Below are 26724 nucleotides of genomic sequence, written 5' to 3'. Positions count from 1 at the left end.
CGCTTGCCTTGTATTGCGGGGGGCCGGTCTCAGGACTAAGGTCTGCTGGCCCCGTGCTCTGTCATGCAGGCTGCCGTATGCCGGTCGGCAGCCCGAAATTCCCAATCGGCAAGGCGAACTTGGAGACATCGAATGACAAGTGCAACTGACCACGAACCGCATGGCACGCACCAGACGAAGAAGGCCACCGCCAGCGGCTGGATAGGCTCTGCCCTCGAGTACTACGACTTCTTCATCTATGCGACCGCCGCGGCACTGATCTTCCCGCAGGTCTTCTTCCCGAGTTCGGACCCCAAGGTCGCGATCGTCGCGTCGCTGGCCACTTACGGCGTCGGCTATGTGGCGCGGCCGATCGGTGCCTTCTTCCTCGGCCACTGGGGCGACACGCACGGGCGCAAGATGGTGCTGGTCATCTGCATGTTCCTGATGGGTTTCTCGACCGTGGCCGTCGGCCTGCTGCCGACCTATGACCAGGTCGGCCTGTGGGCGCCGGCGATGCTGGTGGTGCTGCGCCTGATCCAGGGCTTCGCGGTGGCCGGCGAGATCTCGGGCGCGAGCTCGATGATCCTGGAGCACGCGCCCTTCGGCCGGCGCGGCTTCTACGCCAGCTTCACGCTGCAAGGCGTCCAGGCCGGCCAGATCATGGCCGCGGCGGTGTTCCTGCCGCTGGCGCACTACATGCCGGCGGAGGCCTTCAACTCCTGGGGCTGGCGCATTCCGTTCCTGCTGAGCTTCATCGTCATCGTTGCCGGCTACATCATCCGGCGCGAGGTCGAGGAGACGCCGGCCTTCGCTGAAGAAAGCGCCGAGGGCGGCGTGCCCAAGGCACCCGTGATTCAGGCGGTCACCGAAAGCTGGCGCGACATGCTGCGCGTGATGCTGTGCTCACTGATGAACGTGATCCCGGTGGTTGCCACCATCTTCGGCGCCGCCTATGCGGTGCAGCCGGGCTACGGCATCCGCTTCGAGAAGGACGTGTACCTCTGGATCCCGGTGATGGGCAACATCGTCGCCGTGCTGGTGATCCCCTTCATCGGCAACCTGTCGGACAAGATCGGCCGCAGGCCGCCGATCATCATCGGTGCGCTGGCCTCGGGGCTGCTGTCCTTCGCTTACCTCTACGCGATCAGCATCCACAACGTGCCGATGGCGATCATCATGTCGCTGCTGATGTGGGGCGTGGTCTACCAGGGCTACAACGCCGTGTATCCGAGCTTCTACCCGGAGATGTTCCCGACGCGCACCCGCGTCTCCGGCATGGCCATCTCACAGAACCTCGGCACGGCAATCACGGCACTGCTGCCGGTGCTGTTCGTGACCGTCGCGCCTCCGGGGGCCACCAACATCCCGTTGACCATCGGCCTCATCACCTTCGCCATCTGCGTCGTGGCGGCCATCTCGGCCTGGACCGCACGCGAAACCTACCGCGTGCACCTGAACGATCTCGGCGACAGGAACGCGGTGCCCGTGGCCAAGCAGGAGTACGACCGCATCCGCGAGCAGGCACTTGGCGAGAAGCCGAAGATGACCAACGCAACGGCCTAGCCCGCAGAGGAGAGCGCGATGTCCAGAGCTCCCGCGGCAGGCGACGAATTCATGATGCGCGACACCACGTCGCACCCGGCGGCCTTTGCGCCGGCCTACAAGACCAGCGTGCTGCGCAGCCCGCGCAACGCGCTGATCTCGCTCCAGCAGTCGCTGTCTGAAGTGACCGCGCCGGTGTTCCGCGCCGAGGAGCTGGGCCCGCGCGACAACGACCTGATCATGAATGCCGCGAAAGACGGCATGCCGGTCGGCGAGCGCATCATCGTTCACGGCTTCGTGCGCGACCAGTACGAGCGTCCCGTGGCGAACGCGCTGGTGGAAGTCTGGCAGGCCAATGCCAGCGGCCGCTACCGTCACAAGAAGGACCAGTACATCGGCGCCCTCGATCCGAACTTCGGCGGTTGCGGCCGCATGCTGACCGACGAGAACGGCTACTACGCCTATCGCACGATCCGACCGGGGCCCTACCCATGGCGCAATCGCGTCAACGACTGGCGACCGGCGCACATCCACTACGCGATCTCGGGCGACGGCTGGGTGCAGCGGCTCATCACACAGATGTACTTCGAAGGCGATCCGCTGATCGCCTCTTGCCCCATCCTGCGCATCGTTCCGAGCGAGGAGCAGATCCGCGGGCTGATCGCGATGCAGGACACGAGCGCCTTCGTGCCGCTGGACAGCCGGGCTTACCGCTTCGACATCGTCCTGCGCGGGCGGCGGGCCACGCTCTTCGAGAACCTCGTTCAGGGAGAAGCGCAATGACTGGCACTCTTCGCGAGACGGCGTCGCAGACGGCGGGCCCCTATGTGCACATCGGCCTGGCGCCGAACCAGGCCGGCTTCGACATCTTCGAGAACAACTTCGGCAACGTGCTGGTCACACCGCAGACGAAGGGCGAACGCATCCACATCGAAGGCATGGTGTTCGACGGCTCGAACACACCGGTGCGCGACGTGCTGATCGAGTGCTGGCAGGCCAACGCCGAAGGCAAGTACGACCACCCGGGCGACCGGCAGCCGGGCAAGAAGATCGATCCGGCGTTCCGCGGATGGGGCCGCGCCTGTAGCGACTTCGACACCGGCCTCTACAGCTTCGAGACGATCAAGCCCGGAATCGTGCAAGGGCGCAAGGGCCGCCCGATGGCGCCGCACATTTCGCTGTGGATCGTGGCGCGCGGCATCAACCTGGGCCTCAATACGCGGCTCTACTTCAGCGACGAGACCGAGGCCAACGCCAAGGACCCGGTGCTCAACCTGATCGAGTGGGAAGTCCGCCGCAAGACCTTGATCGCACAACGCGAAACGCGCGGAGACACGGTCGTCTACCGCTTCGACATTCGCCTTCAGGGCGAAGGAGAGACGGTGTTCTTCGACATCTGAACGAAGCGCCCCCGCGCGCTGCAACGCTCCGAAACCGACAACAACCCGCGAGGAGACGCGCCATGCCCAACATCGCCTATCGCAACACCGACGACCCCGAACTGGCGGAGCTGGTCGCGACGATCCGCGCGCGCCGGTCGAGCGGCAAGCTGCTGAACCTCGACCGCATGCTGCTGCACAGCCCCCAGTTCGCGCGCGGGTGGAACTCGATGTTCGCGGCGATCCGCAACCAGATGCAGGTGCCGCGCCACATCAACGAGCTGGCGATCTGCGCCGTCGCGCGGCTCAACAATGCCGACTACGAGTGGTTGCAGCATGCGCCGGAATTCCTCGCCGCCAAGGGCACGCAGGCGCAGCTCGACGCGCTCGACGACGTCACTTCCGCCTGCTACGACACCACGCTGTTCGACGACCGCGAGCGCGCCGCGCTGCGCCTGACACTCGACATGACGCGCCAGGTCGCCGTGCGTCCCGAGATCATCGAGCGGGCACGGGTGCTGTTCGGCGAGCAGCAGCTGGTCGAGCTGATGGGCACCATCGCCGGCTACAACATGGTGTCGCGTTTCCTGGTCGTCCTCGGCATCGATGCCGCCGGGGAGTGATGCCATGGCCATCGACACGCAAGCGCGCGACGACGAAGGCCTGGAGCGCCGCGCGGCGAACCATGTGCCGCTCTCGCCTCTGACCTTCCTCGAACATGCCGCGAAGGTCTATCCGCAGAAGGTGGCGGTGGTCCACGACGACCGTCGCATCAGCTACGCTGAGCTGTACGAGCGCTGCAAACGCCTGGCCTCGGCCCTGAGCCGGGCCGGCGTCGGGCTCGGCGATACGGTCGCGATCATGGCGCCCAACGTGCCCGCGATGCTGGAAGCGCACTACGGCGTGCCGATGGTCGGCGGTGTGCTCAACACGATCAACACGCGCCTCGACGGACCGGCCATCGGCTTCGGCCTGAAGCACGGCAACGCCAAGGTGCTGATCGCGGACCGCGACCATGCCGAGGTCGTGCGCGCCGCGCTCAAGGAGCTGGAGGCGCCACTGCTCGTGATCGATATCGTCGACCCAGGGGGCAAGAACGGCCATCCCGATTCGATGGCGGTCGGCGAGCTCGACTACGAGACCTTCCTCGCGCAGGGCGACTCCGAGTTCGCGTGGCAGCTGCCGGCGGACGAATGGCAGTCCATCGCGCTGAACTACACCTCCGGCACGACCGGCGATCCCAAGGGCGTCGTCTACCACCATCGCGGCGCCTACCTGAACGCGATGGGCAATGCGCTCGCCTTCGGCCTCACGCCCGATACCGCCTACCTGTGGACGCTGCCGATGTTCCACTGCAACGGCTGGACCTACACCTGGGCCGTGACGCTGGTCGGAGGCACGCACGTCTGCCTGCGGCAAGTCGAGCCGGCACGCATCTTCGAGCTGATCGGAAGCGAGCGAGTGACCCACTTCTGCGCCGCGCCCATCGTGCTGAACATGATGATCCATTCGCCGGCGAAGCCGTCCGCGCGCTACGCGCACGTGGTCGAGGTGGCGACCGGTGGCGCCGCACCGCCGAGCGCGGTGATCGAGCAGATGGAGCAACTCGGCTTCAAGGTCACGCACCTCTACGGACTGACCGAGACCTACGGCCCCGCCACGCTGTGCGCCTGGCAGCGCGACTGGGACGGCCTCGATCTCGGCGGGCGCGCGGGCAAGATGGCGCGCCAGGGCGTGGCCATGCCGACGCAACAGGAAGTCACGGTGCTCGATGCCGACACGGGGGAACGGGTGCCGAGCGACGGCGCGACCGTCGGCGAAATCGCGATCCGCGGCAATACCGTCATGAAGGGCTATCTGCGCAATCCGCAGGGCACCGAGGAGGCTTTCAAGGACGGCTGGTTCCGCTCCGGCGACCTGGCGGTGATGCACCCGGACGGCTACATCGAGATCAAGGACCGGCTCAAGGACGTCATCATTTCCGGCGGGGAGAACATCTCATCGCTGGAAGTCGAAGAAGTGCTGTACCGCCATCCAAAGGTGATGGAAGCCGCGGTGGTCGCCAGGCCCGACGAGAAATGGGGAGAGACGCCCTGCGCCTTCGTCGCGCTCAAGCCCGATGCCGGCGCTGCCACGGCCGAGGAAATCATCAAGTGGTGCCGCGCCAACCTGGCGAGCTTCAAGTGCCCGAAGCACGTGGTGTTCGGCGAACTGCCGAAGACCTCGACCGGCAAGATCCAGAAGTTCCTGCTGCGCGAGCAGGCCAAGTCCCTCTGAGCCGGACGGAGCAAACACCATGGCAGACCGTATCGAAAGCATGTTCAGGGTCGACGGCCGGCGCGCGCTGGTCACCGGCGCGTCCAGCGGGCTCGGGCGTCGCTTCGCACGCACTCTGGCGTTGGCGGGCGCCGAACTGATCGTCGTCGCGCGGCGCGCCGACAAGCTCGGCGGCCTGGTCGAGGAGATTGGCAGCCTCGGCGGCAAGTGCCTCGCGGTCAGCCTCGACGTGACCAGCGCGGCGAGCGTCCAGGCCTGCTTCGACGAGATCGAGCGATCGGCCGGCGGGCCCGCCGACATCGTGGTCAACAACGCCGGCGTGACAGTCACCAAGCCGCTGCTGCAGCACACCGAGGAAGACTGGGACTCGGTGGTCGGCACCAATCTCAAAGGCGGCTGGATGGTCGCCCAGGAGGCGGCGCGGCGTCTGGTGGCGGCTAAGAAAGGCGGCAGCATCGTCAACATCGCCTCGATCTTGGGCGAGCGCGTGGCGGGCGGCGTGGCGCCCTACGCGGTCTCGAAGGCGGGGCTGGTGCAGGCGACCAAGGCGATGGCGCTCGAGCTCGCGCGCTACGACATCCGCGTCAACGCCATTCTTCCGGGCTACGTCGTGACCGACCTGAACCGGGACTTCCTCGAGAGCGAGGCGGGCGAGAAGCTGCGCTCGCGCATCCCGACGCGCCGCTTCGGCCGACTGGAGAACCTCGACGGGCCGCTGCTGCTGCTGGCGAGCGACGCCGGCCGGCACATGACGGGATCGGTGCTGGCGGTCGACGGCGGGCATCTGGTGAGCTCGCTGTGAGCCGCGACAAGGAACCCTCCATGGCCAATGACAAGGACGATGTGGATGCGACGCAGGCTTCCGAGCCGCTCTATGGCTGGTGGCTCAACCTGATACCGACCCTGTTCGGCGCCGGCTCGCCCATGCCATCGCCGCCCGCCGACGAAACGGGCCCGCTGCCGTTTCCGCTGCCCCAGGTATCGCAGGCGCTGGCCATGATGCAGCAGTTGATGGGACCGATGTTCCAAGGCTATTTCCAGTCCCTGCTCGCGCACCCGAAGCCCGAAGAGGCCTTCATCGCCTTCCAGGAACAGATGCAGGGTCAACTGCAGAAGCTCGCCGAAGGGTTGTCCAGCACCAGCCAGGCGCTGTCGTCGGGCGGCACGTCGGCGGCTGCCTGGAACCTGATGGGCCAGCCCATGGCGATGTTCGGGCAGGCGCTGCAACCGCTGTCGCTCAACCTCGAACGCGCCTATGGCGGCCTGGCCGACGCCTTCGGGCTCGCGTCTTCGCGCGAGCTGCAAGCCGCCGGGCGCGCCATGGCAACGGCGGCGCTGGCCAAAAAGCAGGCGCAGTCGGAGTACCTGGGCCTGATCGTCGCGGCGCTGGCCAAGGGCAGCGAGGGATTGATGTCGCGCCTCGCCGACATGGGCCAGAAGGGAGAAACCGTCGACTCGTTGCTGGGCCTGGTGCGGCTTTGGAGTCGCTCGGCCGACGAGGCCATGCACGCCGCTATGCAGTCGCCGAAGGCGCTGGATGCTGCCGCCAAGCTGGTGCGCGCTTCGACGCAATCGCGCCAGCAACAGCAACGCATCGTGGCCATCGCGAGCGAGGCGCTCAACGTGCCGACGCGCGCCGAAGTGGACGACGCCTATCGCGAGATCCAGGAACTCAAGCGCGAGATGCGGCGCCTGCGCAAATCCATCGGCGCTGCGTCGGCGGATTCAATGCCGGAACCGACCCCATCGGCCCGGATCGCGCCGGCGTCCTCGCGTGCCGTCAAGCGCGCCCCCGCCGCAAAGCGCAAGACAAGCTCGAAGGCCACCGCATCATGAACGAACCCGCTGCAGCCCTGCCGATCCGCATCACTCCAGAGACGCTCCTGCGCGAGATGCAGCAGGTGAGCGAGAAGCTCACGCGCGGCAGCCAGCGCCTCTCGGCCTACACCGAGGACCAGCTGGCTATCGCCACCACGCCCAAGGACGAAGTCTGGCGGCAGGACATGGTGCGCCTTTACCGCTACCGGCCGACCGTGGAGAAGCCTGCGCGTGTGCCCGTGCTGCTGGCCTACGCGCTGGTCGGGCGCTACCAGATGATCGACCTGGAACCCGACCGCTCCTTCGTGCGCAAGCTGCTGGCCGAAGGGCTGGACGTGTATGTCATCGACTGGGGCCTGCCGACGCGCGCCCAGCGCTGGCTCACGATCGACGACTACGTCTCGGGTTATCTCGACGACTGCGTCGACCTGATCCGCGAGCGGCACGGCGTCGACAAGATCAACCTGCTCGGCGTCTGCCAGGGCGGCGTGTTCGCCACCTGCTATGCGGCGCTGTTCCCGCAGAAGATCAGGAACCTGGTGCTCACCGTGACGCCGCTCGATTTTCATGGTGACCTCGATCATCCAGAGGCGGGCGCCGGCTACATGAACCTGTGGGCCCGGTCGATGACGCCCGAGGACATCGACATGATGGTCGACACGATGGGCACCGCGCCCGGCGCGATGGTCGGCTTCTCGTTCCTGATGATGAACCCCGTGGGCAACGTCACCAAGTACACGACGGAGTTGGTGGACATGCTCGACGACGAATCGAAGATGCTCGGCTTCCTGCGCATGGAGCGCTGGATCGCCGATCGGCCCGGCCATCCAGGCGAGGTCATGCGCCAATGGTTCAAGGACCTCTACCAGGCCAACAAGCTGGTGAAAAGCGAGCTGGTGCTCGGCGACCGGCGGGTCGATCTCGACCAGATCCGCATGCCCGTGCTGAACGTGTATGCGACGGGCGACGTGATCATCCCGGTGTCCTGCTCGCAGGGCATGGAGGACCGATTCGGCACCGACGACTACAGCGAGCTGTCCGTGCCGGGTGGACACATCGGGACCTTCGTCGGCGGCAAGGCGCAGAAGGTGCTCGCGCCGTCGATCGCCAAGTGGCTGAGGGAGCGCAACTAGATGAGCCACTCCAGCAGCGGTCCTGCGCCGACCGAAAGAAGCGTGCGCATCGCCGAGCGCGTGGAGGCCTTCGTCCGCGACGTCGTGATCCCGTACGAGCGCGACCCGCGCCGCACGGGCCATGGTCCGGGCGAGGAACTCGTGCGGGAATTGCGGGCGAAGGCACGCGGGGCCGGCGTGCTCACGCCGCACATCCTGGCCGACGGCGACCACCTCTCCCAGCTCGAAACAGCGCTGGTGCTCAAGCGCAGCGGGCTGTCGCCACTGGGCCCCGTGGCGGTGAATACCGCAGCCCCCGACGAAGGCAACATGTACCTGCTCGGCAAGATTGGCACGCAGGGTCAGAAGGATCGCTTCCTCGCGCCGCTGGTGCGCGGCGAGGCGCGATCCGCCTTCTTCATGACCGAGCCCGCGGAGGAAGGCGGCGCGGGTTCCGATCCGTCGATGCTGCAGACCGTTGCGCAGCGCCGCCAGGGCGGCGGATGGCGCATCGACGGGCGCAAGGCCTTCATCACCGGTGCCGAGGGTGCCTCGGTCGGGATCGTCATGGCGCGCACCGGCAGCAGCGAAACGACCCGCGCGACGATGTTCCTGGTCGACCTGCCGCATCCCGCGATCCGGATCGAGCGGGTGCTGGACACCATCGACAGCTCGATGCCGGGCGGCCACGCAGTCGTCGGCATCGAGGGCCTCGAAGTCGGCGACGACCAGGTGCTGGGCGAGGTGGATGAAGGCTTCCGCTACGCGCAGATCCGGCTGTCGCCGGCGCGCCTGTCGCACTGCATGCGCTGGCACGGCGCGGCCACGCGCGCGCAGGAGATTGCCACCGCCTACGCCACGCGGCGCAAGGCCTTCGGCAAGTTGCTGATCGACCACGAGGGCGTGGGCTTCATGCTGGCCGACAACCTCATCGACCTGAAGCAGGCAGAACTCATGATCGACTGGTGCGCCACCGTGCTCGACACCGGCTCCCTGGGCACGACCGAAAGCTCGATGACCAAGGTCGCGGTCGCCGACGCGCTCTTCAGGGTGGCGGACCGCTGCGTCCAGGTCATGGGCGGCGGCGGCGTGACGCAGGACACGATCGTCGAGCAGGTGTTTCGCGAAGTCCGCGCCTTCCGCATCTACGACGGGCCGACCGAGGTCCACAAGTGGTCGCTGGCCAAGAAGATCAAGCGTGACGCCCTCGGCGGGGGCAAGGCGTGAGCGGCGGCGACTGGGACGACGAGCGCCTCGGCGACTGGATGAAGGCCCACGTGCCCGGCTTTGCCGGACCGATCCAGGCCGAGCGCTTTGCCGGCGGGCAGTCGAACCCGACCTACCAGCTCAAGACGCCCGGGCGCTCGTACGTGCTGCGCCGCAAGCCATCGGGGGTGCTGCTCAAGGGTGCCCACGCGGTCGAGCGCGAGGCGCGCGTCATCGGCGCGCTGCGCAAGGTCGGGTTTCCGGTGCCGGAGCTCCACGGCCTGTGCATGGACGACGCGGTCATCGGCAGCTGGTTCTACGTGATGGAGATGGTGGAGGGGCGGATCTTCTGGGACTCCGCCTTTTCGGTGCTGCCCACCGCCGAGCGCGGCGCCTGCTTCGACGCGATGAACGCGACGCTCGCGCGCTTGCACCAGGTCGACTTTCGGGCGATCGGACTGGAAGACTACGGCCGCGTCGGCGGCTACGTGGCACGCCAGGTTCGCCGCTGGTCCACGCAGTACGTCGAGGACGAGGCCGCGGGTCGCAATGCCCATATGGACCGGCTCGTGGAATGGCTTGCGCAGAATGTGCCCGCGGACGATGAGACGTCGATCGTGCATGGCGACTACCGCGTCGACAACCTCATCTACCACCCGAACGAGCCGAAGGTTGTCGCGGTGCTGGACTGGGAGTTGTCCACGCTGGGCCATCCGCTGGCCGACTTCGCCTATCACGCGATGATGTTCCGGATGCCGCCAGAGATCATTGGCGGCATCCGGGGCGTGGACCTCGCCGCCGCCGGCTTGCCGGACGAAGCGGCCTACGTCGCGGCCTACTGCCGGCGCACCGGCCGGGCGGGCTTGCCCGCGCTGGACTACTACGTGGCGTTCAATATGTTCCGCTTCGCCGCGATCCTGCACGGCATCCGCGGGCGCCTCATCCGCGGGACGGCGGCCAGTGCCGAGGCGGCGGACCTGTCATCGCATTTCGAGCAGGTGGCCGAACTTGCCTGGCAGCAGGCCACGAAGACTGTGCCGGTGGTGTGACCGGGGGTGCGGTTTCGGGCGGATCAGCGCCGACCCAGCATTGCATCCATTTCTTGCGAATAGATCACTGCGTTGCCAACAACGATTGCCAGAAGGCCGACGCAGGTCAGAGCGGTAAACATGGGGATTCCTCGGAGAAGCAAGCAAGGCTGATTATAGGGTTACTACCTATAGCCAACTGCACCAAGGGGCCACTCGCAGGCCAGCCTGCACTAGGCTTGCAGGAGCGTGCCGGGGACCGTATCGGAGTTCCAGCCGAATCGAGCGGCCGACGCCTGTCCAAGCCAAGGACTGCCTGCCCGCTGGTGCCCGACGAGGGCTGTCATGCCGGCATCCATCGCCGAACTGCGAGTTGGCAACGGGCCGCGCGAGTAATCGACGACGGAGTGATCCTCGCCACGCTCGCCCAGGTAGACGATCGTCCAGTAGAAGTGCCCTGCGCTGGGCTGGTCCACGATCAATTGCAGTTCCTTGGTCATCGCGACCGCTCCTGGGTAATGCGAAGGTAGGCATTGAACTCTCCAACAAGGGGAATGAGAAGTGACAAATTCACAGTCGGGCCAAACGTCACATTCTTTGACACTTGCGGGGCCGATCGGCCGGCACAAAAGCTGCGAGACGTTCCACCTTCGGCGTGGCAGACTCCGCCGACTGCGGCACCCCGACAGCGCCGGGGCTTCTTCCCAAGCATGAAAGCGACCCACCACCCATGGCCATTGCTCGATTCATCTTCGCGGCGCTTGGCGCTGCGTTCAGCCTGATTTCGGTCGCGCCGTCCTCGGCGCAGGACAGCTACCCCAGCCGTCCGGTCAAGGTCGTTGTCGCGCTGCCGGCCGGCGGCAGCGTGGACATGGTGGCACGGCTGGTCAGCCAGCAATTGGCGGCCGACCTGGGCCAGCCCTTCGTGGTCGACAACAAGGCCGGCGCTTCCGGCCAGATCGGCACGCCGCTGGTCTCGCGCGCGGCGCCGGACGGCTACACCATCATGGTGTCGCCCGCATCCTTCCTGACCACCAACAGGAGCATCTTCAAGACGCTGCCGTACAACCCGGAGACCGACTTCGCCCCTGTGACCAAGCTGGTCAACCAGGCCATGGTGCTGGTGGTGCGCGACAAGGCACGATTCGGGACCGCGGCCGACGTGCTGGCCGCGGCGAAGGCCAACCCCGGCAAGCTGACGTACGCTTCCTCGGGTGACGGGAGCCCGCAGCACCTGGCGGGACTCATGTTCGAGAACCGCACCGGCGCCCGGCTGATGCACATCCCGTACAAGGGCGGCGCGCCGGCGATCACCGATCTGATGGGCGGCGTCGTGGACATGGTGTTCGCGCCGCTCCCGGAGGCTCTGCCGCATATCAAGGCGGGCAAGCTCCATCCGGTCGGCGTATTGAGCGAAAAGCGATCGGCTTCAGCGCCGGACATCCCGACGCTGAGCGAAGGCGGCGTCAACAACGTGGTGCTGTCGGCATGGATCGGGCTGCTGGCACCGGCCAAGACGCCCCAGCCGATCCTGGACCGGCTCGACAAGTCCGCGAAGGCGCTGCTTCGGGGCGACGCCAAGGCCAAGCTGCTGGAGGTGGGCATGGAGCCGGCGGCCGATGAAGCCAAACCTCTCGGACAGGTCATCGCGGAGGAGACCCGTCTCCATGCCGACTTGGTGAAAGCCGCCGGCCTGGTGCCGCAATAGGTCGGCAGAACGGCGCCCCGACATTTGGAACGCACTGCAAGGGTGGGTATCCGGAAGCAAGTTCGGCAACAACCACCTTGAGCCTCGATCTGGTCGGACTGCGCTCGCATAATGACCTCGCCCAAACGTTGGGTCGACGAGGCGTTTTCATTCAATCTCCGTCAAGGAGGCCGCAATGAGCAAGTTTCTCGCAGTCACGATGGCCGGTCTGCTCGCGTCAGGCGCGTACGCCCAGAATCCTCCGGGCGCGTCGTCGCAGGAGCAGGTCATCACCAACACCAAGCCCCAGGATCGTGCCCAGGCAAAGGACAACGCACGGACGCAGGGGAAGGTCAAGCCGGTCGGCGGCGATGAGGTGACGTCGCCCCTGAACGACGATATCGGCTCGGGCAAAGCGGCGGCGGCGGGCCAGGCGGGCGTCAAGGCTCGCGAAGCCCGCGATCCGGGCAAGAACCCGGGCCAATACCCCACTCCACCCAACACGCCCGGCATGCCGGCGTCCAAGTAGGGCCAGAACATGGCCCGGCGCAGCGGTGCATTTGCATCCAGCGCATGGGTCACGCACTGAATATGCATTGGACTCGGTCCGCGTCCCTTGGAACAATCGCGGCAGCTCAGCGGCAATGCGGTGCATTGCCTTCGAGGCCGCGCCCCACCCTCGCCTGATGGTGCGACAGCGCAGGCTGTGCGGCTGACCCGTGCGCCAGCACCGCCATCAGGAGATTGGAAATGAACGCAGTCACGCTGCGGCCCGCCCGTGCACCCTCAGCCTTGTTGATGCTCGCCGAGTTCCGCGCCCTGTGGGAAGCCGGCGCCACGCTCGCCGTGTGGCCAGTGCTGAAGCTCGCACCGCGCGGCGATGGCCATCCGGTGCTGGTGCTGCCCGGCCTGACCTCCGGCGATTCGTCGACGCTCCTGTTGCGCCGCTATCTGAAGGGCCGCGGCTATGACGTGCACGGCTGGGGCCAGGGTCGCAACTTCGGTCCGCGCGCCGGCGTGGAGGAATCCATGGTCAGGAAGCTGGAGGAACTGCACGCGAAGGAAGGCCGAAAGGTGAGCCTGGTCGGCAAGAGCCTGGGCGGCGCGTATGCGCGCTTTCTGGCCCATCGCCATCCCAAGCTCGTACGCGGCGTCGTGACGCTCGGCAGCCCCTTCAAAGGCAGCCCGCGCTCGACCCGTGCTTGGCGCGTCTACGAAGGCTTGAGCGGCCGGAGCGCCGAGGATGAGCCGCGCCTGAAGCTTGTCGCTCGCACGCCGCGGGTGCCGACCACGTCGATCTTCAGCCGCAGCGACGGCATCGTAGCCTGGCGATGCAGCGTGGAGAGCACCGGGCGACGCTCGGAAAATATCGAAGTGCTCGGCAGCCACCTGGGCCTCGACACACACCCTGCCGTGCTCTATGCGCTGGCCGACCGGCTCGCACAGCCCGAGGGCGAGTGGAAGCCGTTCAAGCGGGGCATGCTCGGGCCGCTGCTGTTTCCCAATCCGGCGCGCGGCATGCGCGCCGCCTGAGGATCGGGACAGCGCTTATTGCATCGGGACTTGGGTGGCGCGCTGCCCGAGCGAAGCATCGGCGAGCGACGGGTCGGCGTGGCCCAGGTAGAACTTGAACACCAGGCGCTGTACCAGATTGCCGTACGGCGGATAGAACAAGCCCATCGGGAACCAGGGCGCACGCTTGAAGGTGCCCTTGGCATGCGACAGCTCGCGAAAGCCTTCCTCGCCATGGTAGGAGCCCATTCCCGAGTTGCCGGTGCCGCCGAAAGGCAAGTCGTGGTTGAAGGCATGCCAGCCCCAGTCGTCGACGCACAGGCCGCCGGAATGCGTGAGCTTCGTCAGACGATCCAGTTCCGCGCCCTTGCATCCGAACGCATAGAGCGCCAATGGCCGCGGCCTGGCTGCGATGTATTCGATGGCCTGGTCGAGCGTCTCGTAGCCCACCACCGGGAGGATCGGCCCGAACAGTTCCTCGTTGGCGATGCGCATGTCATCGCGCACGCCGGTGACTACGTGCAGCGGAATGCGCCGGCCCGCCCCGATGTCGCCGCAGGCGATCGCCCTGCCGCCCTTCGCGGTGGCGTCGACCAGCAGATCGCGGATGCGCTGAGCGTGCGGTTCGCAGGCCATGCTGGTGTAGTCGTGGTTGCCCTGCACCGTGGGGTACAGGCGCCGGAAGGATCGCTCCACCGCGCCGGCAAAGGCATCGAGCTGGTGGCGCGGCACCAATGCGTAATCGGGCGCGAGGCAGACCTGGCCACTGCTGAAGGCCTTGCCGTGCGCTACACGTTCGGCAGCCATTTCCACCGCGCTGTCGCTCGCCACGAGCGCCGGCGACTTGCCGCCGAGCTCCAGCGTCACCGGTGTCAGATGTTGCGCCGCCGCCCGCATGATGTGATGGCCCACCGCCGGCGAGCCGGTGAACACCAGATGGTTGAAGGGCAGATGCGAAAACGCCTGTGCCTCCGCGACCTCGCCGCCGAAGACCGCGACCTCATCCTCGGCAAAGCACTCGGCCAGCATCTGCGCCAGCAGTTCGGTTGCGCGAGGAGACAGTTCCGACATCTTGATCATCACGCGATTACCCGCGGCCAGCGCGGCAACCAGCGGCCCCAGCGACAGGTACAGCGGAAAGTTCCACGGTGTGATCACGCCGACCACCCCCTTGGGCTGGTAGTTGACGAGCGCACTGTTGCTCAGGAAGAGCAGCTCGGTGGCGCGCCGCTGCGGCTCCATCCATTGACGCATGCGGTGCAGCGCGTGGTTGATCTCGAGGATCGGCCCCAGCACCTCGATCAGCTTCGTCTCGGCCGGCGAACGGCCGCCGAAATCGGCGCTCACGGCTACGGCGATGCGATCCTGGTAGCGCTTGAGCAGGCCCTTCAATGCCTTCAGCTTGGCCTTGCGCTCGGACAGGGTGGGGTACGGTTTCGCCAGAAACGCCACGCGTTGCTGCTCGAAGGTGTCTTGCATGCGCTGAACGATGGTGTCCATGGGTTTGCGCTCCTAGGAAGGCGCCGCCATCGAACGCACGCTGGCGGGCGTCGGGGACTGCTTCTGGAGGCCGCAGCGCTCGACGATGAAGGCACCGATCTCGTCGAGTGACTGCTTCGACTGCGGCAGCATGCCGATCAGCTGGAAGACGTGCGGCATTCCGGGCCAGACCTTGACCCGGGCATCGACGCCGCAGGCGCGGGCGCGCTCCGCCGCGCGCAGCGAATCGTCAAGCAGCATCTCGCTGCCGGACACATGGAACAGCAGCGGCGGCAGTCCGGCCCAGTCTCCGAACAGCGGCGAGACGGCAGGATCGTCCGCGGTTGCGCCGTCGAGGTAGGTCGACAGCACCAGCGTGAGCGCCTGCCGGTCGAACAGCACATCGCTGTCTTCGTTGCCATGGACCGAGGGGCTGCCGCCGGTGAGGTCGGTCACGGGCGACATCAGCGCCGCGCAGGCAGGCAATGGCCCGCCTTCATCACGCAGGCGCATCAGCAGGGCCAACGCGAGATTGCCGCCGGCGGAATCACCGGCGAAGGCCATGTTCGCGGGCGAAAACCCCTGCCCGATCAGCCAGCGGCAGGCTGCGAAGCAATCGTCCAGCCCTGCTGGAAAGCGATGCTCCGGTGCCAGGCGATATGCCGGCACCAGCACGCGCATGCCGGTCTTCCGCGCCAAGCTGGATGCCAGTTGCCGATAACCGTTGGGCAGGTGCAGGCTGAACGCCCCGCCGTGCAGGTAGAGCAGGACGCCGCGTCGCGCCGCGTCCGCCTCGCCGATCCATTCCGACGGCACGCCGTCGGCATCGACGCGGGCGACGCTGATCTTGCTGGCAACGAGCCTGAGACCGGCGTCCGCCAGACGCGACTTCTTGCGCAACTCGTCGATGGTGACGCCCTTGCTCCACAGGCGTTTGACGCCGAAGCGCAGTGCCGCATTGATGACCTGCATGGGGATCATGGGTGCTGCGCCTGTGCCGCAGGGATGTGGCTCATCGCGTTTTCGGCGATGGCGGCGATCGTCAGCGACGGGTTGACACCGGGGTTCGCGGGCATGGCGGCCCCATCGCAGACGAGGAGGTTGCGATACCCGAAGACGCAGTTGTGCCGATCGACGACGCCGCTGCTCGCGTCCTTGCCAATGACCGCGCCACCGAGGATGTGCGCTGTCGACGGAATATTGGCCAGGGCTTCGAGCACCATGCTCTGGGCGATGCCGCCCGTGTGCTGCGCGAGCCATTCCGCGGCCTCGTTGGCCACCGGGATGAAGGTCGGGTTGGGTTTGTCCTTGTCCTGCTCGGTGCTCAGGGCGATGCCGCCCCACCACCCGCGCCTGGCGCGAAAGGCGATGGCGTTGTCGAGGCTCTGCATGACCAGGAAGATGACGGTGCGCCGACCCCAGCCGAACGGCCAAAGCACCTTGGCAAAGCGCAGCGGATGGCGCGCGATGCTGCCGAGCAGCCGCAGCGGGCGGGTCACGCGTGTGCCTTCGCCGGTGATCATGGTGAACTGGGTCGACATGAAGTCGCCCTTCGCGCCGTAGGTGACGAATTCGATATGCGTGTCCGGACGCGGGTGGATGCTGGCGCTGATGGCGACATCGTTGCCCGGTTGGAGTTTCTCGTCTGGCAGGGTCACGGCCAGTATCGATTCGCTGTTTGTGCGCACCAGTTCGCCCAGCCGGTCGCTGATGGCAGGCAGCGAGCCCCCGAGCTTGCACTTGGCGAGCAACCGGTTGGTGCCCAGCGCACCGGCGGACACGACCACGCCGCGCGCGTTGAAGCTGCGCCGCTGCTTGTTGAGCCAGGCACCGGGCCGCTGCGTGGTGACGCGGTAGCCGTCACTGCCGTCGGCCGCCCCCAGCGGGCGGATGTCGACGACTTCGTGTTCCGGCAGGATCTGCGCGCCGGCCTTCTCGGCGAACCACAGGTAGTTCTTCACCAGCGTGTTCTTCGCACCGACGCGGCAACCCACCATGCAGGCACCGCAGCGCGTGCAACCGGTGCGCTGCGGCCCCTTGCCGCCGAAGTACGGGTCTGGCACGGTGATGCCAGGCTCGCCGAAGAAGATGCCCACCGGTGTGCGCCTGAACGTGTTCTCCACGCCGAAGTGCCGGGCGACGTCCATGAGCAGCCTCTGTCCGTCGCTTTCGAAAGGAACGGTGTTCACGCCGAGCATGTGTTCTGCCGTGTCGTAGTGGGGCTTGAGCGTGGCCGCCCAGTCGTCCAGGCCTGCCCACTGCGGATTGACGAAGAACTCCGGTGCGCCGCGATACAAGGTGCAGGCATAGACGACGCTGCCGCCACCGACCGCCGAGCCGCTGGCAATGAACACGTCCTTGAAAGGCGTCAGGCGCAGGATGCCGCGCAGGCCGAACGCGGGCGCCCAGAGGAAATCCCGCAGGTTCCAGGTCGTGGCCGCGTAGTCCTCGTCGCGATAGCGCCGACCGCATTCGAGCACCCCGACCTTGTAGCCCTTCTCGGACAGTCGAAGCCCCGAGACACTGCCGCCGAAACCCGAACCCACGATCAGCCAGTCATAGTCAAAGCTCGTCATGTCACGTTGCGCAGTTCGCGGCGCAGGATCTTTCCGACGGCCGATTTCGGCAACGCGTCGACGAAGCGAACGATGCGCGGCACCTTGTAGGCGGTGAGCTGGTTGCGGCAGAACGCCACGACGTCGGCTTCGCTCAGCGTCGCGTCCGCCGCCTTGACGATGAACAACTTGACCGCCTCGCCCGACTTCTCGTCGGGCACTCCGATGCAGGCGCATTCAATGACGCCGGGGCAGCCGGTGGCCACCGCCTCGATCTCGTTCGGATAGACGTTGAAGCCCGACACGATGATCATGTCCTTCTTGCGGTCGACGATTCGGAGGAAGCCCTTGGCGTCGAACACGCCGACATCGCCGGTCCGGAAGTAGCCGTCGGCGGTGAACGTCGCCGCCTGGGTCTCAGGCTTCTGCCAGTAGCCGCTCATCACTTGCGGGCCCTTGGCGCAGATCTCGCCAGCCTCGCCGATGCCGACTTCGCGGCCCTCCTCGTCCAGCAGCTGGATGTCGGTCGAGGGCATCGGCAGGCCGGTGGTGCCAGTGAATTCCTGGATCGAGGCCGGGTTGAAGGTCAGGACCGGAGAAGTCTCCGACAGTCCGTAGCCTTCCCGGATGAACGTGCCGGTGAGCGCGCGCCACTTGTCGGACACCGCACCGATCACCGCCGCGCCACCGCCGCCCGCCAGGCGCAGGTTGGACCAGTCGACCTCCTTGCTCTTCGGGTGCGCACACAGGCCCGCGTAGAGCGTGTTCACCCCCATGAACACGGTGGGGCGTGCCTTCTTCATCGTGTCGATGAAGCTGTCGAAGTCGCGCGGATTGGGCACCAGCCAGTTGTCGGCGCCGACCGAGAAGTAGGTGATGAAGTTCACCATCAGCGCGAAGATGTGATAAAGCGGAATGGCCGTGACGACGACCTCCTCGCCCGGGCGCACGTTGTCGGGCATGCAGGCCTTGAACTGCTCGGTGTTGGCGACCAGGTTGCGGTGCGACAGCGATGCGCCCTTGGACAAGCCGGTGGTGCCGCCGGTGTATTGCAGGAACAACAGGTCGTCGCCGTTGAGTTCGACCGGCTCGAACGGCAGCTTGGCCCCCTCTTCCAGCGCCTGGGCCAACGTGGTGGCAGAACCCAGGCGCGCATCCACCGGCGGGCTGGGAATCTGCACGCCGCTGCCGTCGCCCACACCGGTGGTGATCACGGTCTTCAACCGCGTCCGGTCCATCACTTCGGCGACCGTCCCCGACACGCCGCTGTAGACGATGATCGTTTCGGCCCCGGCATCGTTGAGCTGGTGTTCGAGTTCGCGCGGCGTGTACAGCGGGTTGACATTCACCTGCACGGCCCCGGCGCGGATGATGCCCAGGAAGGCGATCGGGAACGCGAGCAGGTTCGGCGACATCACGGCGATGCGATCGCCGCGCCGAACGCCCAGCTTGACCTGCAGGTAGGCCGCGAAATCGCGTGACAGCGCGTCCACCTGGGCATAGGTAAGCGTCTGGCCGGCGCAGCGGAACGCCGGCTTGTCTGCGAATCGCTTCATCGCCTGCTCCATCATCTCGGTGACCGAGCGGTAGGCGTCGGCGTCGATTTCCTTCGGGATGTCGCCATAGCTGGCGTGCCAGTGTCTTGCCGTCATGTCTTTCTCCTGAATGTGAGCGCAGTGGGGGTCGCGAGGGTCAGGGCGCGACAACGTTGAAGACGGGATCGAAGTCGACGACGTTCGCCACCACGGCGGCGAATCCCTTCGGGTCGCCTTCGACCTTGAGCAGGCCGGCCTGCACCAGCTCGGGCACCTTCTTGCCTTGCAGCAACATGGCCAGGAAGGCGGGGCGAGTCAGAGTCAACGTGACATCGGGGTTCTTCAGCACGCGCCCCTTGGTGTTGTTCAGCACCGAGTTCGACAGCTCCAGCGCCCAGACCTCGTTCGTGTCGCTGAACACCATGCTGATCGCGGCCTTCATGCCGTCGGTCTTCTCGTGATTCAGGCGAAGCGCGATGTAGTCGAACAACAACTCGTTGGTCATGCCGCGCACGGTGTCCGGTCCACTCGAACTGGCGCCCGAGGTGCGTGGGCCGGCGCGCAGTTCCAGCGCGCCCATCAGGTAGGCATTGCGCCAGGTGGCCGACTCGGCCTGGTAGCCCAACTGTTCCAGCGCATCGGCTTGCAGCGCGCGTGCGTCGGCGTTGCTCGGATTGGCGAAGACCACGTGGTTCACCATCTCGGCCACCCATCGGTAGTCGCCTTGGTCGAAGGCCTTCTTGCCATTGGCGATGACCGCCGCTTCACCCCCCATCGCGGCCACGTAGCGCCTGGCGGCATCGGCCGGCGGGAGGCGGTTCAGCGTGGCCGGATTGGCGTCGTAGTAGCCCAGGTAGAAGTTGTAGACCCCGCGCAAGTTGTGGCTGAGCGTGCCGTAGTAGCCGTGCGAACTGGCATCCTTGGCCAGTTCCTTCGGGAAGAAGGGCTCGTTGCCGATCTCATCCATCACCATGCCCAGGTTAGCCAGGTGCAGCGCCCGGTCGTGCAGGAAGCGGTAGGTGTCGCGCTGGTTCGCCAGGTACTGCCGGATGTTCTGGTTGCCCCAGGTCGGCCAATGGTGGCTCGCGAACGCCACTTCGGCATCGGGATACAGGTCGAGCGTCTCGTTGATGTACTTGCTCCATGACAGCGCATCACGCACCTTCGCGCCGCGGATGGTGTAGACGTTGTGCATCAGCTTGGTGGCCACCTCCGACAGGCACAGCGCCTTCTTGTCGGGGAGATAGATCATGAATTCCGACGGCGCTTCCGAGTCCTGCGCCATCTGGAACTGGAAGCGCACGCCGTCGACGGTCATCTCCTCGCCGGTCTTCTTGATGAGATGTGTCGGCGGCACCAGCCCCGGCGCGCCGTTGCTCAGCGACAGCCCGAGGCCGGTTCCGACCGAGCCCTTGTCGTTGGCCGGCAGCGTGATGCCGTACATGTAGTTGGCGCGGCGCGACATGGCATTGCCGGCGAGCACGTTCTCGGCCACTGCGTTGTCCATGAAACCTTCAGGTGCGATGACCTTGACCTTGCCCGAGCGCACGTCGGCCTCGTCGAGCACGCCGCGCACGCCGCCGAAGTGATCGACATGGCTGTGGGTGTAGATCACAGCGACCACCGGCTTGGTGCTGCGCAGGTGCTCCATGGCCAGCTTCAGGCCGGCCCGGGCCATCTCCTCGGTGAACAGAGTGTCGATGACGATCCAGCCGCTGGCGCCTTCGACCAGCGTCATGTTGGCCATGTCGTAGCCGCGGATCTGATAGATGCCGTCGGCCACTTTGAACAGGCCCTGCGCGGTGTTGAGCTTCTGCTCGCGCCACAGGCTGGGGTTGACCGTGGCGGGCGCGTCGCCCTTGACGAAATCGTATCGCTGCGTGTTCCACACGAGCCGCCCGTCCGGCGCCTTGACCAGCGGGTCCTTCAGCTCGGCCAGCTTGCCTCGCGTGGCGTCTTCGAAGTCCTGCTTGTCGGCCATCGCCATCGCCTTGCGCACCGCTTCGTTGGCCCGCTCGGTGGCGGCGGTGGCGGGCTTGGACACAGGAACCGCCGTGGGCGCCTGTTGGGCAAAAGCCGTGGAACCGGCCAGCAGCGCAGCGCCGACGTACGTCGCGACGATTGGGTTTTTCATTGTTCCTTCTCCTGGCGTTGGTGGTGTCGGTGAGCGCGATCAGGCCGATGCCGGGCGCGTGCTGCGCTTGGCCGGCGTCGCTCGCTTTCGCGCCGCAGGGGCCTTCGCAATGGTCTTGCGCTGTGCCTTGGGGGACGCCTCGGCGGACTTCCTTCGCGGTGCACGGATGGGGGCAGGTTCGGCGGCTGGCACGCTCGCGCCCAATGCATCCCGCAATTCCACATAGGCCTGTTCGGTGAAGCGCGCCAACTCTTCGATGTGCGGCACCGCCTCGGGCATGGCCAGGAAGCCAAGCTGAAGCCGCTCGCCCAGCGAGACCGCCGTGACGTTGAGCTTGTGCCCGGCCGCCACCACCGATACCGGCAGGACCAGCTCGATCGCGGCGCCCATCAGGTACGGCTGCCCTGCCAGGCCGAAGGGATTCGACACCATTAGGTTCGACAGGCGCGGCGCCGCCTGGGCCGCGACCATCTCCATCAGCAGCGGCACCGCATGCACGATGGTGGTGTAGAGCATCACGGTGTCGCTGCTGAGTGTCTTCAGTTGCTCCTTCAGCTGGCTCGTCTCGGCGCGGATCGCGGCCAGCCGCTCGGCCACCGAGGCGCCGGCCTTGCCCAGCGGAAACTGCAGCACCGCGATCTGGTTGCCGCCCTTGGCGTCTTCGGCCAGTGCTACCGGCATGTCGGCCACCAGCGGCTCCTTGTGCGTGCCGCCTCGCTTTCGCAGATATTGCTGCATGGCCATGTCGAGCGCGGTCAACAGCAGGTCGTTGACAGTGGCGCCGCGGGCCTTGCCCAGGCTCTTCATCTCGGTCAGCGGCAGCGTGCAGTACGCGTAGCTGCGCTTGGGCGAGAGCGCGCCGTCGAAGGCAGAAGACACCCTCAAGTAGGGCAGCGACAGCTCCTTGCCCAAGCTCAACGCCCGCAGTCCCTGCTGGGCGAACATGCCGTACAGACCGGCTGCCGAAAGCAACGCACCGGTGACCTGGCTCCCGGCGCTCAGGAGTTGCTGCACCATGTCGGCGCGTTCCCTGGTGGCGCTGCTCGATCGCGGCACGCCGTCCCACAGGGCGCGGACGACCTTGTCTTTCGGGTCATCGGTGAGCCAAAGCATGACCGCCTTGACGAAGGTGCGTCCGTCGATGATGCCGTGGTGCGCCTTGCCGTACAGCGCCACGCGGCCGTCGGCCAACCCGTCGATCACATAGAACTGCCAAAGCAGGCCAGACCGGTCGAGTTGCGTCTCGTGGAGCGCGCAGACTTCCTTCAGCAACGCATCCATGGTCGCGTTCTTCAGCGTCAGCCGGTGCACATGCGCCCGGATGTCGGGGTCGGTCATTGGCTCGACCGAAGGCAGATGGGTCAAGGACTGTTTGAAACGGTAGTTGAAGGGCGGGCCGGGCGGCCGCTTCAGCAACTTGGCGTGCAGCTTGTCCGCGAAATTTCCCTTGAAGCTTTCCGGCGGGCGCAACAGGACCAGCGGGCCGATGTTGAACGGCCGGGCAGGCGTTTCGAGCAGGAACATGGCCAGGTCAATCGCCGAAAGTGCGGGCATCGTTGTCTCCTGTCTGTACTTCGACCGGTCTTTCACCGGTGCGCGAATCGAGCCGTTCGCTTCGATGCGGTTTGTGCAGGGAGATGGCGCGTCGAACGTCGGCCCACGCCCATGCGCGACCGTCGCTCCCGCATGGCAGGCAGCCTGAAGACTAGCCCCGCAGGACGACGCTGAAAATCGTGGCGCGCACGTGCCGAAGGACCGTGCGCCCACGCAAGCCTATAGGTGCTGCCACGTACTACCAGACTCCGCTTGACTTCCGAGCAGACGCGACGTATGCGGGTGCGCAGCCCGCCAGCCTATTGCCTTCTCGCGTTGTTGTTCGACAGAAAGTACGTCAGCGCCGCCACGACGAGCGCCAGCCCCGCGCCGAACGCAGCGATGTCGCTGGAGCCCTCCCAGGCGACGACCTCGCGCAGGAACAGAACGGACAGAACGGCAATGACGACGCTCACCAGATTTCCCTTGAGGTCTTCCAGGTTGTGGACTTCGAGCCACTTCGGCAGCGGCAACTTGTCATCGATGAACAGCGCATAAAGGCCGATGCTGATGATGTAGACCGCAATCCCGATGAGAAAGACATCCACGGCTTCGACGATGCCCACCGCGAAGATCTTGACCGCCTTCGCCGAAACCGATCCGGCACGGATCGCCTCCATGAACGTCGCGCAAAGGGCTATGGCCTCGTACAGGATCAGCGCCACCGAACCCAGGAACGTCCCGATCACGGGAATGATCATGATGTACCGGCTCGAAGCCAGGATTCGTCGCATCATCAGCAGAGCTCCTTCAGTTGGACATGCTTTGTGGCCTCGAACACGCCGTTGGTCAAGCGGCACTCAGTGCCGGTGGCCGCTTGCGCGCGCGCGGCGGTAGTGTTCGCCGAGAACGTCGCGCCCCCAGTCGCCCTCGAAGTCGCGCCACACGTTGTGGATGTGATTGCCGCCCGAGTTGTCCCATTCGATCAAAAAGCGCGCGCCCTGGATGCGCCAGTAGTGAGGCTGTCCGCGATCGGTGCCACCCGCCCATCCGAAGTGGATGCCGTCCAGGCCGCCTGCACGCACGCGCTCCAGTCGCTGCTGCGCCAACGACGACTCGGCCACCGAGGCCAGCGACTCGATGATGCGCAGCAGCAAGGCCTGCTGCGCTGCGTCCAGGGCGCTGAAGGCCACACCCACAGGTGCCATGGGGTCCAGTTGGGCGGCATTGCGCGTGACGATGTCACCGAACGGACGGGCACTGAAGATGGCCTGCTGGCGCTGCGCCGGCGAGAGCGCGGCCAGCAGCGCAAAGGCGCGGTCCTCCTCCTCGCCCAACGCGCGCTGGCCCTTGCGCGGACCCTTGCCAGCGATGTCGCGGGGCACTTGAGCGGGATTGGCACCCAGGAACTGCGGCAGCGTGGCCGCGACCTGGCCGTCGGCCAGCGTGAAGTGCAGCGAGAGATGGTGCCCCTCGATACGCCAGCCCCAGGGCGAAGCGGAGTCCGGCGTGCCGAACAACGCGATGGCGTAGTTCTCCGGATCGCGCGAGAGGCCGAAGGTTTCGATCTCGCGCAGCGCGATCTCCAGGGCGATGATGGCCTGTACCTTGACCAGTCCCGGTTCCGACAAGGCCGCGGCCAGCAACTGCTGCGCTGCCTGGCGCTGCGCACCCTCCATGGTCTTGAACGCGATGCCGGGCCGACTGCGCGGCGTGTAGTTCCAATCGCCACGCGCCTCCAGCGTGAACGGCAGCAGCAGCTCTGGCCGCTGCACCGCCGGCGTCACATCCAGCAGCGCCCGCGCCGCGGCCGTCATTGCCTGCGCTGCGCGGCTGGTGTCGGCCGCGGCGGCGGCATGGGGCACCATGGCGAGCAAGGTCCAGCAGGTCATCCAGGTGGAGAGAGTGCGCAGCAGCATGGTTGGCGCAAGAATGCCTGAGTTGGGGGCTGGGGACCAGAGTGCGGGTGTACATTGGCCGCCCGACGCACAACCAACGCAACTCATGGCACGACCGAACGAGTGGGTAAAGAAGGTCCTGGCACTGCTGCAGGCCGGCAACACCACGGCGGCGATTGCTCAAATCAAGGTGGCACCGAGCGCGAAGGACGTGCGCGCGCTGCAGTCCGCGCTGGAGGCCGGCAACCTGTCGACGCGATGGCGCGACGTCAACGAGGCGCTCCAGAACAGTTTCGACGCGCTGTCCGCGCCGCGCCTGCATCGGTCGCCCTAGCGGCGAGACCACGCATCGCCATCCCGGCTCAAGGGGTCGGACTCAGCCGGCCGGCGGCGACGCAGGCTCGCTCCAGAGCTTGCCACCGGTCGCCCAGTCGTGCTTCGCGATGTCGTAGAACAGGATGTCGACAGCTTCGGGCGAACCGCCCAATGTGCGCACAGTGGCCTCGGTCAAGGCCTGCGCGAGGGCGCGCTTCTGCTCGATCGTGCGACCCTCGAACAATTCGACGCGGATGGTGGGCATGTGAGTTCTCCAGTTGAAGCTTCGATCAGTCAATCCCGATAGCCGGGCGCGGTCCGGTCGAGCCGCCGCACCAGGGCCGGCCATTCCATGTCGCCATCCCATTCGCTGCCGTCGCCGACCCATTCACCATAGGTGCGTGCAGCGAGTTCGTCGCTGACCACGCGCACCTCGCCGCCGGTGGCCCCCATCGCGCGCAGTTGCGCCTGCGCTGCGCGCTCGAGCAGGTGCATCAGCATCCAGGCTTCGGCCACTGTGCGACCGACGACCAGCGTGCCGTGGTTATCGAGGATCAAGCCGTCGAGCGCACCGAGGTCCTCGACGAGCCGATGTTGCTCATCGACACCGAGCGCCAGCCCTTCGTAGGCGTGGCGGCCGAGCCGCCGGTGCAGGCGCATCGCGTATTGCGAGGTCGGCTGCAGGCCGTTCGGCAGCATCGACAACGCCACGCCCCAGGGTGTGTGCAGGTGGATCACGCACTCGATCTCAGGTCGCGCGGCATGCACCGCGCCGTGGATCGCGAAGCCGCTCGGGTTCACCCGGGCGCCGGAACCATCGACCACCTCGCCGCGCACGTTGACCTTGACCAGGCTCGACGCAGTGATCTCGTCGAAGGTCGCACCGAACGGGTTCAGCAGGTAATGGCCCGGCTCACCGGGAACGCTGGCCGACAGATGGGTGTAGACGGTGTCATCCCAGCCGGTCTGCGCAGCCATGCGGTAGGCCGCGGCGAGGTCGACGCGAACCTCGCGCTCGGTGCGTGCCGGGCGCGGGTCGGTTTGGGGGTGCTGGTTCATGCGATGAGCGGGAGGCGATGACTTTCAAACGTGCACTGCTGCAAGTGCACCAATGACCAGGCCAATGCCTGCAACCGCAAGCATCCCCCACTCCAGCCACCTTTTCCTTGTCAGCAACGCCATGGCAGCCAAGGCGATGGAGACCTGCAGCGCAGTCGTCGCTTGCGCCCAGCGATGATGCTGGTGCATCTGGGCCTCCGATTTCTGGTCCCAATCGTTGGCCTCGGCCTCGAGCTTTTGCGCAACGAGCAGGATTTCGGCTTTCTCCTGCTCGTATCGGGAAACCTTGGTCTGCCAGACTTGCTTGCGGTCGTCGGGCGACGTGTCCCTGGCGAACTCCGCAAGGGACTGTTTCGTGCTCTTCGACTGAAAGTAGTTCCATTGGTTGGAGGCCTCGGTTTTCTTCATGCCCGCGTTGTTCTTGTAGAGCCCCGCGTTGGCTTGCGTGAGCCCGCCCATGTACGCAAAGAGCGCCCCCACCGTGGCAATGACGGCAGTGCACACCGCGATCTGGCTGGTCATGTTCTTGCGGCCAGTTGGGGAAGTCGATTCGGAGTCGCCGTGGGTACCAGCGTGCTCGAGTTCGTGGTCGTGCGGGCCATGCACGTGAAAGCCGCCTGCTGACATGGATTTCCTTGTTGTCGTGGGGGACGCAAGTATGCCGATGCGGATA

The 26724-nt window shown here is 66.3% G+C and carries 26 protein-coding genes; 14 read left to right on the top strand and 12 right to left on the bottom strand.

Annotated features, from left to right (window positions below):
• The first annotated feature begins 132 nt into the window (after nt 1-132).
• The 10 genes from QTI24_RS12125 (at nt 133) to QTI24_RS12080 (ending at nt 10365) form a co-directional block, all read left to right on the top strand.
• On the top strand, nt 133-1545 hold the full coding sequence (locus tag QTI24_RS12125) for an MFS transporter (protein ID WP_286600667.1): 1413 nt from the start codon (nt 133-135) through the stop codon (nt 1543-1545).
• Nucleotides 1546-1563: 18 nt separating this feature from the next.
• On the top strand, nt 1564-2307 hold the full coding sequence (pcaH, locus tag QTI24_RS12120) for a protocatechuate 3,4-dioxygenase subunit beta (RefSeq protein WP_286600666.1): 744 nt from the start codon (nt 1564-1566) through the stop codon (nt 2305-2307).
• Nucleotides 2304-2924, top strand: coding sequence for a protocatechuate 3,4-dioxygenase subunit alpha (pcaG, locus tag QTI24_RS12115; protein ID WP_286600664.1), 621 nt, complete (start codon nt 2304-2306; stop codon nt 2922-2924). The genes pcaH and pcaG overlap by 4 nt, the downstream gene beginning before the upstream one ends.
• 62 nt (nt 2925-2986) lie before the next feature.
• Nucleotides 2987-3526 carry a carboxymuconolactone decarboxylase family protein gene (locus QTI24_RS12110; protein WP_286600660.1) on the top strand — a complete coding sequence of 180 codons (540 nt, stop codon included), beginning with the start codon at nt 2987-2989 and terminating at the stop codon, nt 3524-3526.
• A gap of 4 nt (nt 3527-3530) precedes the next feature.
• Nucleotides 3531-5180, top strand: a complete 1650-nt coding sequence (locus QTI24_RS12105) for an acyl-CoA synthetase (RefSeq protein ID WP_286600659.1) — start codon at nt 3531-3533, stop codon at nt 5178-5180.
• A gap of 19 nt (nt 5181-5199) precedes the next feature.
• Nucleotides 5200-5982 (top strand): SDR family NAD(P)-dependent oxidoreductase, encoded by a 783-nt coding sequence (locus QTI24_RS12100; protein WP_286600658.1) that lies wholly within the window; start codon nt 5200-5202, stop codon nt 5980-5982.
• A 20-nt stretch (nt 5983-6002) separates the two neighbouring features.
• A complete protein-coding gene (locus QTI24_RS12095) occupies nt 6003-7016 on the top strand; it encodes a poly(R)-hydroxyalkanoic acid synthase subunit PhaE (RefSeq protein ID WP_286600656.1) in 1014 nt (337 codons plus the stop codon).
• Complete coding sequence (phaC, locus tag QTI24_RS12090) at nt 7013-8131, top strand: class III poly(R)-hydroxyalkanoic acid synthase subunit PhaC (protein WP_286600655.1); 1119 nt, start codon at nt 7013-7015, stop codon at nt 8129-8131. Before QTI24_RS12095 ends, phaC begins: the two co-directional genes overlap by 4 nt.
• Nucleotides 8132-9337: an acyl-CoA dehydrogenase family protein gene (locus tag QTI24_RS12085; protein ID WP_286600654.1), complete on the top strand. Its 1206-nt coding sequence runs from the start codon at nt 8132-8134 to the stop codon at nt 9335-9337. It abuts the gene before it with no gap.
• 38 nt (nt 9338-9375) lie between these two features.
• Nucleotides 9376-10365, top strand: coding sequence for a phosphotransferase family protein (locus tag QTI24_RS12080; protein ID WP_503011248.1), 990 nt, complete (start codon nt 9376-9378; stop codon nt 10363-10365).
• A gap of 212 nt (nt 10366-10577) precedes the next feature.
• Here QTI24_RS12080 and QTI24_RS12075 read toward each other — a convergent pair whose 3' ends face one another.
• Nucleotides 10578-10844 carry a hypothetical protein gene (locus QTI24_RS12075; RefSeq protein ID WP_286600651.1) on the bottom strand — a complete coding sequence of 89 codons (267 nt, stop codon included), beginning with the start codon at nt 10842-10844 and terminating at the stop codon, nt 10578-10580.
• A gap of 230 nt (nt 10845-11074) precedes the next feature.
• Here QTI24_RS12075 and QTI24_RS12070 point away from each other — a divergent pair, with 230 nt between their 5' ends.
• From QTI24_RS12070 to QTI24_RS12060, 3 genes are all read left to right on the top strand, one after another.
• Complete coding sequence (locus QTI24_RS12070; protein WP_286600650.1) at nt 11075-12052, top strand: Bug family tripartite tricarboxylate transporter substrate binding protein; 978 nt, start codon at nt 11075-11077, stop codon at nt 12050-12052.
• A gap of 175 nt (nt 12053-12227) precedes the next feature.
• A complete protein-coding gene (locus QTI24_RS12065) occupies nt 12228-12560 on the top strand; it encodes a cell envelope biogenesis protein TolA (RefSeq protein ID WP_286600649.1) in 333 nt (110 codons plus the stop codon).
• A 221-nt stretch (nt 12561-12781) separates the two neighbouring features.
• The gene (locus QTI24_RS12060) at nt 12782-13564 is read left to right on the top strand and encodes an alpha/beta fold hydrolase (RefSeq protein ID WP_286600647.1); all 783 of its coding nucleotides are present in this window, start codon (nt 12782-12784) and stop codon (nt 13562-13564) included.
• 15 nt (nt 13565-13579) lie between these two features.
• On the opposite strand, the gene QTI24_RS12055 is transcribed toward QTI24_RS12060, so the two are convergent.
• From QTI24_RS12055 to QTI24_RS12020, 8 genes are all read right to left on the bottom strand, one after another.
• Nucleotides 13580-15043 (bottom strand): coniferyl aldehyde dehydrogenase, encoded by a 1464-nt coding sequence (locus QTI24_RS12055; protein WP_286600646.1) that lies wholly within the window; start codon nt 15041-15043, stop codon nt 13580-13582.
• Between the two features lie 12 nt (nt 15044-15055).
• Nucleotides 15056-16003, bottom strand: a complete 948-nt coding sequence (locus tag QTI24_RS12050; RefSeq protein ID WP_286600645.1) for an alpha/beta hydrolase — start codon at nt 16001-16003, stop codon at nt 15056-15058.
• Complete coding sequence (locus tag QTI24_RS12045; protein ID WP_286600644.1) at nt 16000-17598, bottom strand: GMC oxidoreductase; 1599 nt, start codon at nt 17596-17598, stop codon at nt 16000-16002. Before QTI24_RS12045 ends, QTI24_RS12050 begins: the two co-directional genes overlap by 4 nt.
• Nucleotides 17595-19229: an AMP-binding protein gene (locus QTI24_RS12040; RefSeq protein WP_286600643.1), complete on the bottom strand. Its 1635-nt coding sequence runs from the start codon at nt 19227-19229 to the stop codon at nt 17595-17597. The genes QTI24_RS12045 and QTI24_RS12040 overlap by 4 nt, the downstream gene beginning before the upstream one ends.
• A gap of 40 nt (nt 19230-19269) precedes the next feature.
• Nucleotides 19270-21246, bottom strand: coding sequence for an alkyl/aryl-sulfatase (locus tag QTI24_RS12035; protein WP_286600642.1), 1977 nt, complete (start codon nt 21244-21246; stop codon nt 19270-19272).
• A gap of 39 nt (nt 21247-21285) precedes the next feature.
• Nucleotides 21286-22800 carry a wax ester/triacylglycerol synthase domain-containing protein gene (locus QTI24_RS12030; protein WP_286600641.1) on the bottom strand — a complete coding sequence of 505 codons (1515 nt, stop codon included), beginning with the start codon at nt 22798-22800 and terminating at the stop codon, nt 21286-21288.
• A 299-nt stretch (nt 22801-23099) separates the two neighbouring features.
• Nucleotides 23100-23576 (bottom strand): YqhA family protein, encoded by a 477-nt coding sequence (locus QTI24_RS12025; RefSeq protein WP_286600640.1) that lies wholly within the window; start codon nt 23574-23576, stop codon nt 23100-23102.
• Between the two features lie 63 nt (nt 23577-23639).
• Nucleotides 23640-24698, bottom strand: a complete 1059-nt coding sequence (locus QTI24_RS12020; protein ID WP_286600638.1) for a DUF3500 domain-containing protein — start codon at nt 24696-24698, stop codon at nt 23640-23642.
• Between the two features lie 85 nt (nt 24699-24783).
• On the opposite strand from QTI24_RS12020, the gene QTI24_RS12015 reads away from it, so the two are divergent.
• Nucleotides 24784-25011 (top strand): hypothetical protein, encoded by a 228-nt coding sequence (locus QTI24_RS12015; protein WP_286600637.1) that lies wholly within the window; start codon nt 24784-24786, stop codon nt 25009-25011.
• A gap of 42 nt (nt 25012-25053) precedes the next feature.
• Here QTI24_RS12015 and QTI24_RS12010 read toward each other — a convergent pair whose 3' ends face one another.
• Genes QTI24_RS12010 through QTI24_RS12000 form a run of 3 tightly spaced genes read right to left on the bottom strand, consistent with a single transcriptional unit; the run spans nt 25054 to nt 26678 of the window.
• A complete protein-coding gene (locus QTI24_RS12010; RefSeq protein ID WP_286600636.1) occupies nt 25054-25257 on the bottom strand; it encodes a 4-oxalocrotonate tautomerase in 204 nt (67 codons plus the stop codon).
• Between the two features lie 29 nt (nt 25258-25286).
• Nucleotides 25287-26051 (bottom strand): class II aldolase/adducin family protein, encoded by a 765-nt coding sequence (locus tag QTI24_RS12005; RefSeq protein ID WP_286600634.1) that lies wholly within the window; start codon nt 26049-26051, stop codon nt 25287-25289.
• A gap of 24 nt (nt 26052-26075) precedes the next feature.
• A complete protein-coding gene (locus QTI24_RS12000) occupies nt 26076-26678 on the bottom strand; it encodes a DUF4337 domain-containing protein (RefSeq protein WP_286600632.1) in 603 nt (200 codons plus the stop codon).
• Nucleotides 26679-26724 lie beyond the last annotated feature (46 nt).

This window comes from Variovorax sp. J22P240 (assembly GCF_030316855.1).
Lineage (GTDB): Bacteria > Pseudomonadota > Gammaproteobacteria > Burkholderiales > Burkholderiaceae_C > Variovorax.
Note: the sequence above shows the minus strand (reverse complement) of the source record. Positions and strands in the feature narration are given on the sequence as shown.

Bases quoted from the DNA above. Each gene is read 5' to 3' on its own strand.
- QTI24_RS12075 (WP_286600651.1), bottom strand. From the start codon at position 10,844: ATGACCAAGGAACTGCAATTGATCGTGGACCAGCCCAGCGCAGGGCAC.
- QTI24_RS12110 (WP_286600660.1), top strand. From the start codon at position 2,987: ATGCCCAACATCGCCTATCGCAACACCGACGACCCCGAACTGGCGGAG.
- QTI24_RS12125 (WP_286600667.1), top strand. From the start codon at position 133: ATGACAAGTGCAACTGACCACGAACCGCATGGCACGCACCAGACGAAG.
- QTI24_RS12045 (WP_286600644.1), bottom strand. From the start codon at position 17,598: ATGACGAGCTTTGACTATGACTGGCTGATCGTGGGTTCGGGTTTCGGC.
- QTI24_RS12020 (WP_286600638.1), bottom strand. From the start codon at position 24,698: ATGCTGCTGCGCACTCTCTCCACCTGGATGACCTGCTGGACCTTGCTC.
- QTI24_RS12040 (WP_286600643.1), bottom strand. From the start codon at position 19,229: ATGACGGCAAGACACTGGCACGCCAGCTATGGCGACATCCCGAAGGAA.
- pcaH (WP_286600666.1), top strand. From the start codon at position 1,564: ATGTCCAGAGCTCCCGCGGCAGGCGACGAATTCATGATGCGCGACACC.
- QTI24_RS12000 (WP_286600632.1), bottom strand. From the start codon at position 26,678: ATGTCAGCAGGCGGCTTTCACGTGCATGGCCCGCACGACCACGAACTC.
- QTI24_RS12105 (WP_286600659.1), top strand. From the start codon at position 3,531: ATGGCCATCGACACGCAAGCGCGCGACGACGAAGGCCTGGAGCGCCGC.
- QTI24_RS12010 (WP_286600636.1), bottom strand. From the start codon at position 25,257: ATGCCCACCATCCGCGTCGAATTGTTCGAGGGTCGCACGATCGAGCAG.
- QTI24_RS12055 (WP_286600646.1), bottom strand. From the start codon at position 15,043: ATGGACACCATCGTTCAGCGCATGCAAGACACCTTCGAGCAGCAACGC.
- QTI24_RS12100 (WP_286600658.1), top strand. From the start codon at position 5,200: ATGGCAGACCGTATCGAAAGCATGTTCAGGGTCGACGGCCGGCGCGCG.
- QTI24_RS12085 (WP_286600654.1), top strand. From the start codon at position 8,132: ATGAGCCACTCCAGCAGCGGTCCTGCGCCGACCGAAAGAAGCGTGCGC.
- pcaG (WP_286600664.1), top strand. From the start codon at position 2,304: ATGACTGGCACTCTTCGCGAGACGGCGTCGCAGACGGCGGGCCCCTAT.
- QTI24_RS12060 (WP_286600647.1), top strand. From the start codon at position 12,782: ATGAACGCAGTCACGCTGCGGCCCGCCCGTGCACCCTCAGCCTTGTTG.
- QTI24_RS12005 (WP_286600634.1), bottom strand. From the start codon at position 26,051: ATGAACCAGCACCCCCAAACCGACCCGCGCCCGGCACGCACCGAGCGC.
- phaC (WP_286600655.1), top strand. From the start codon at position 7,013: ATGAACGAACCCGCTGCAGCCCTGCCGATCCGCATCACTCCAGAGACG.
- QTI24_RS12025 (WP_286600640.1), bottom strand. From the start codon at position 23,576: ATGATGCGACGAATCCTGGCTTCGAGCCGGTACATCATGATCATTCCC.
- QTI24_RS12035 (WP_286600642.1), bottom strand. From the start codon at position 21,246: ATGAAAAACCCAATCGTCGCGACGTACGTCGGCGCTGCGCTGCTGGCC.
- QTI24_RS12070 (WP_286600650.1), top strand. From the start codon at position 11,075: ATGGCCATTGCTCGATTCATCTTCGCGGCGCTTGGCGCTGCGTTCAGC.
- QTI24_RS12050 (WP_286600645.1), bottom strand. From the start codon at position 16,003: ATGATCCCCATGCAGGTCATCAATGCGGCACTGCGCTTCGGCGTCAAA.
- QTI24_RS12030 (WP_286600641.1), bottom strand. From the start codon at position 22,800: ATGCCCGCACTTTCGGCGATTGACCTGGCCATGTTCCTGCTCGAAACG.
- QTI24_RS12095 (WP_286600656.1), top strand. From the start codon at position 6,003: ATGGCCAATGACAAGGACGATGTGGATGCGACGCAGGCTTCCGAGCCG.
- QTI24_RS12080 (WP_503011248.1), top strand. From the start codon at position 9,376: ATGAAGGCCCACGTGCCCGGCTTTGCCGGACCGATCCAGGCCGAGCGC.
- QTI24_RS12065 (WP_286600649.1), top strand. From the start codon at position 12,228: ATGAGCAAGTTTCTCGCAGTCACGATGGCCGGTCTGCTCGCGTCAGGC.
- QTI24_RS12015 (WP_286600637.1), top strand. From the start codon at position 24,784: ATGGCACGACCGAACGAGTGGGTAAAGAAGGTCCTGGCACTGCTGCAG.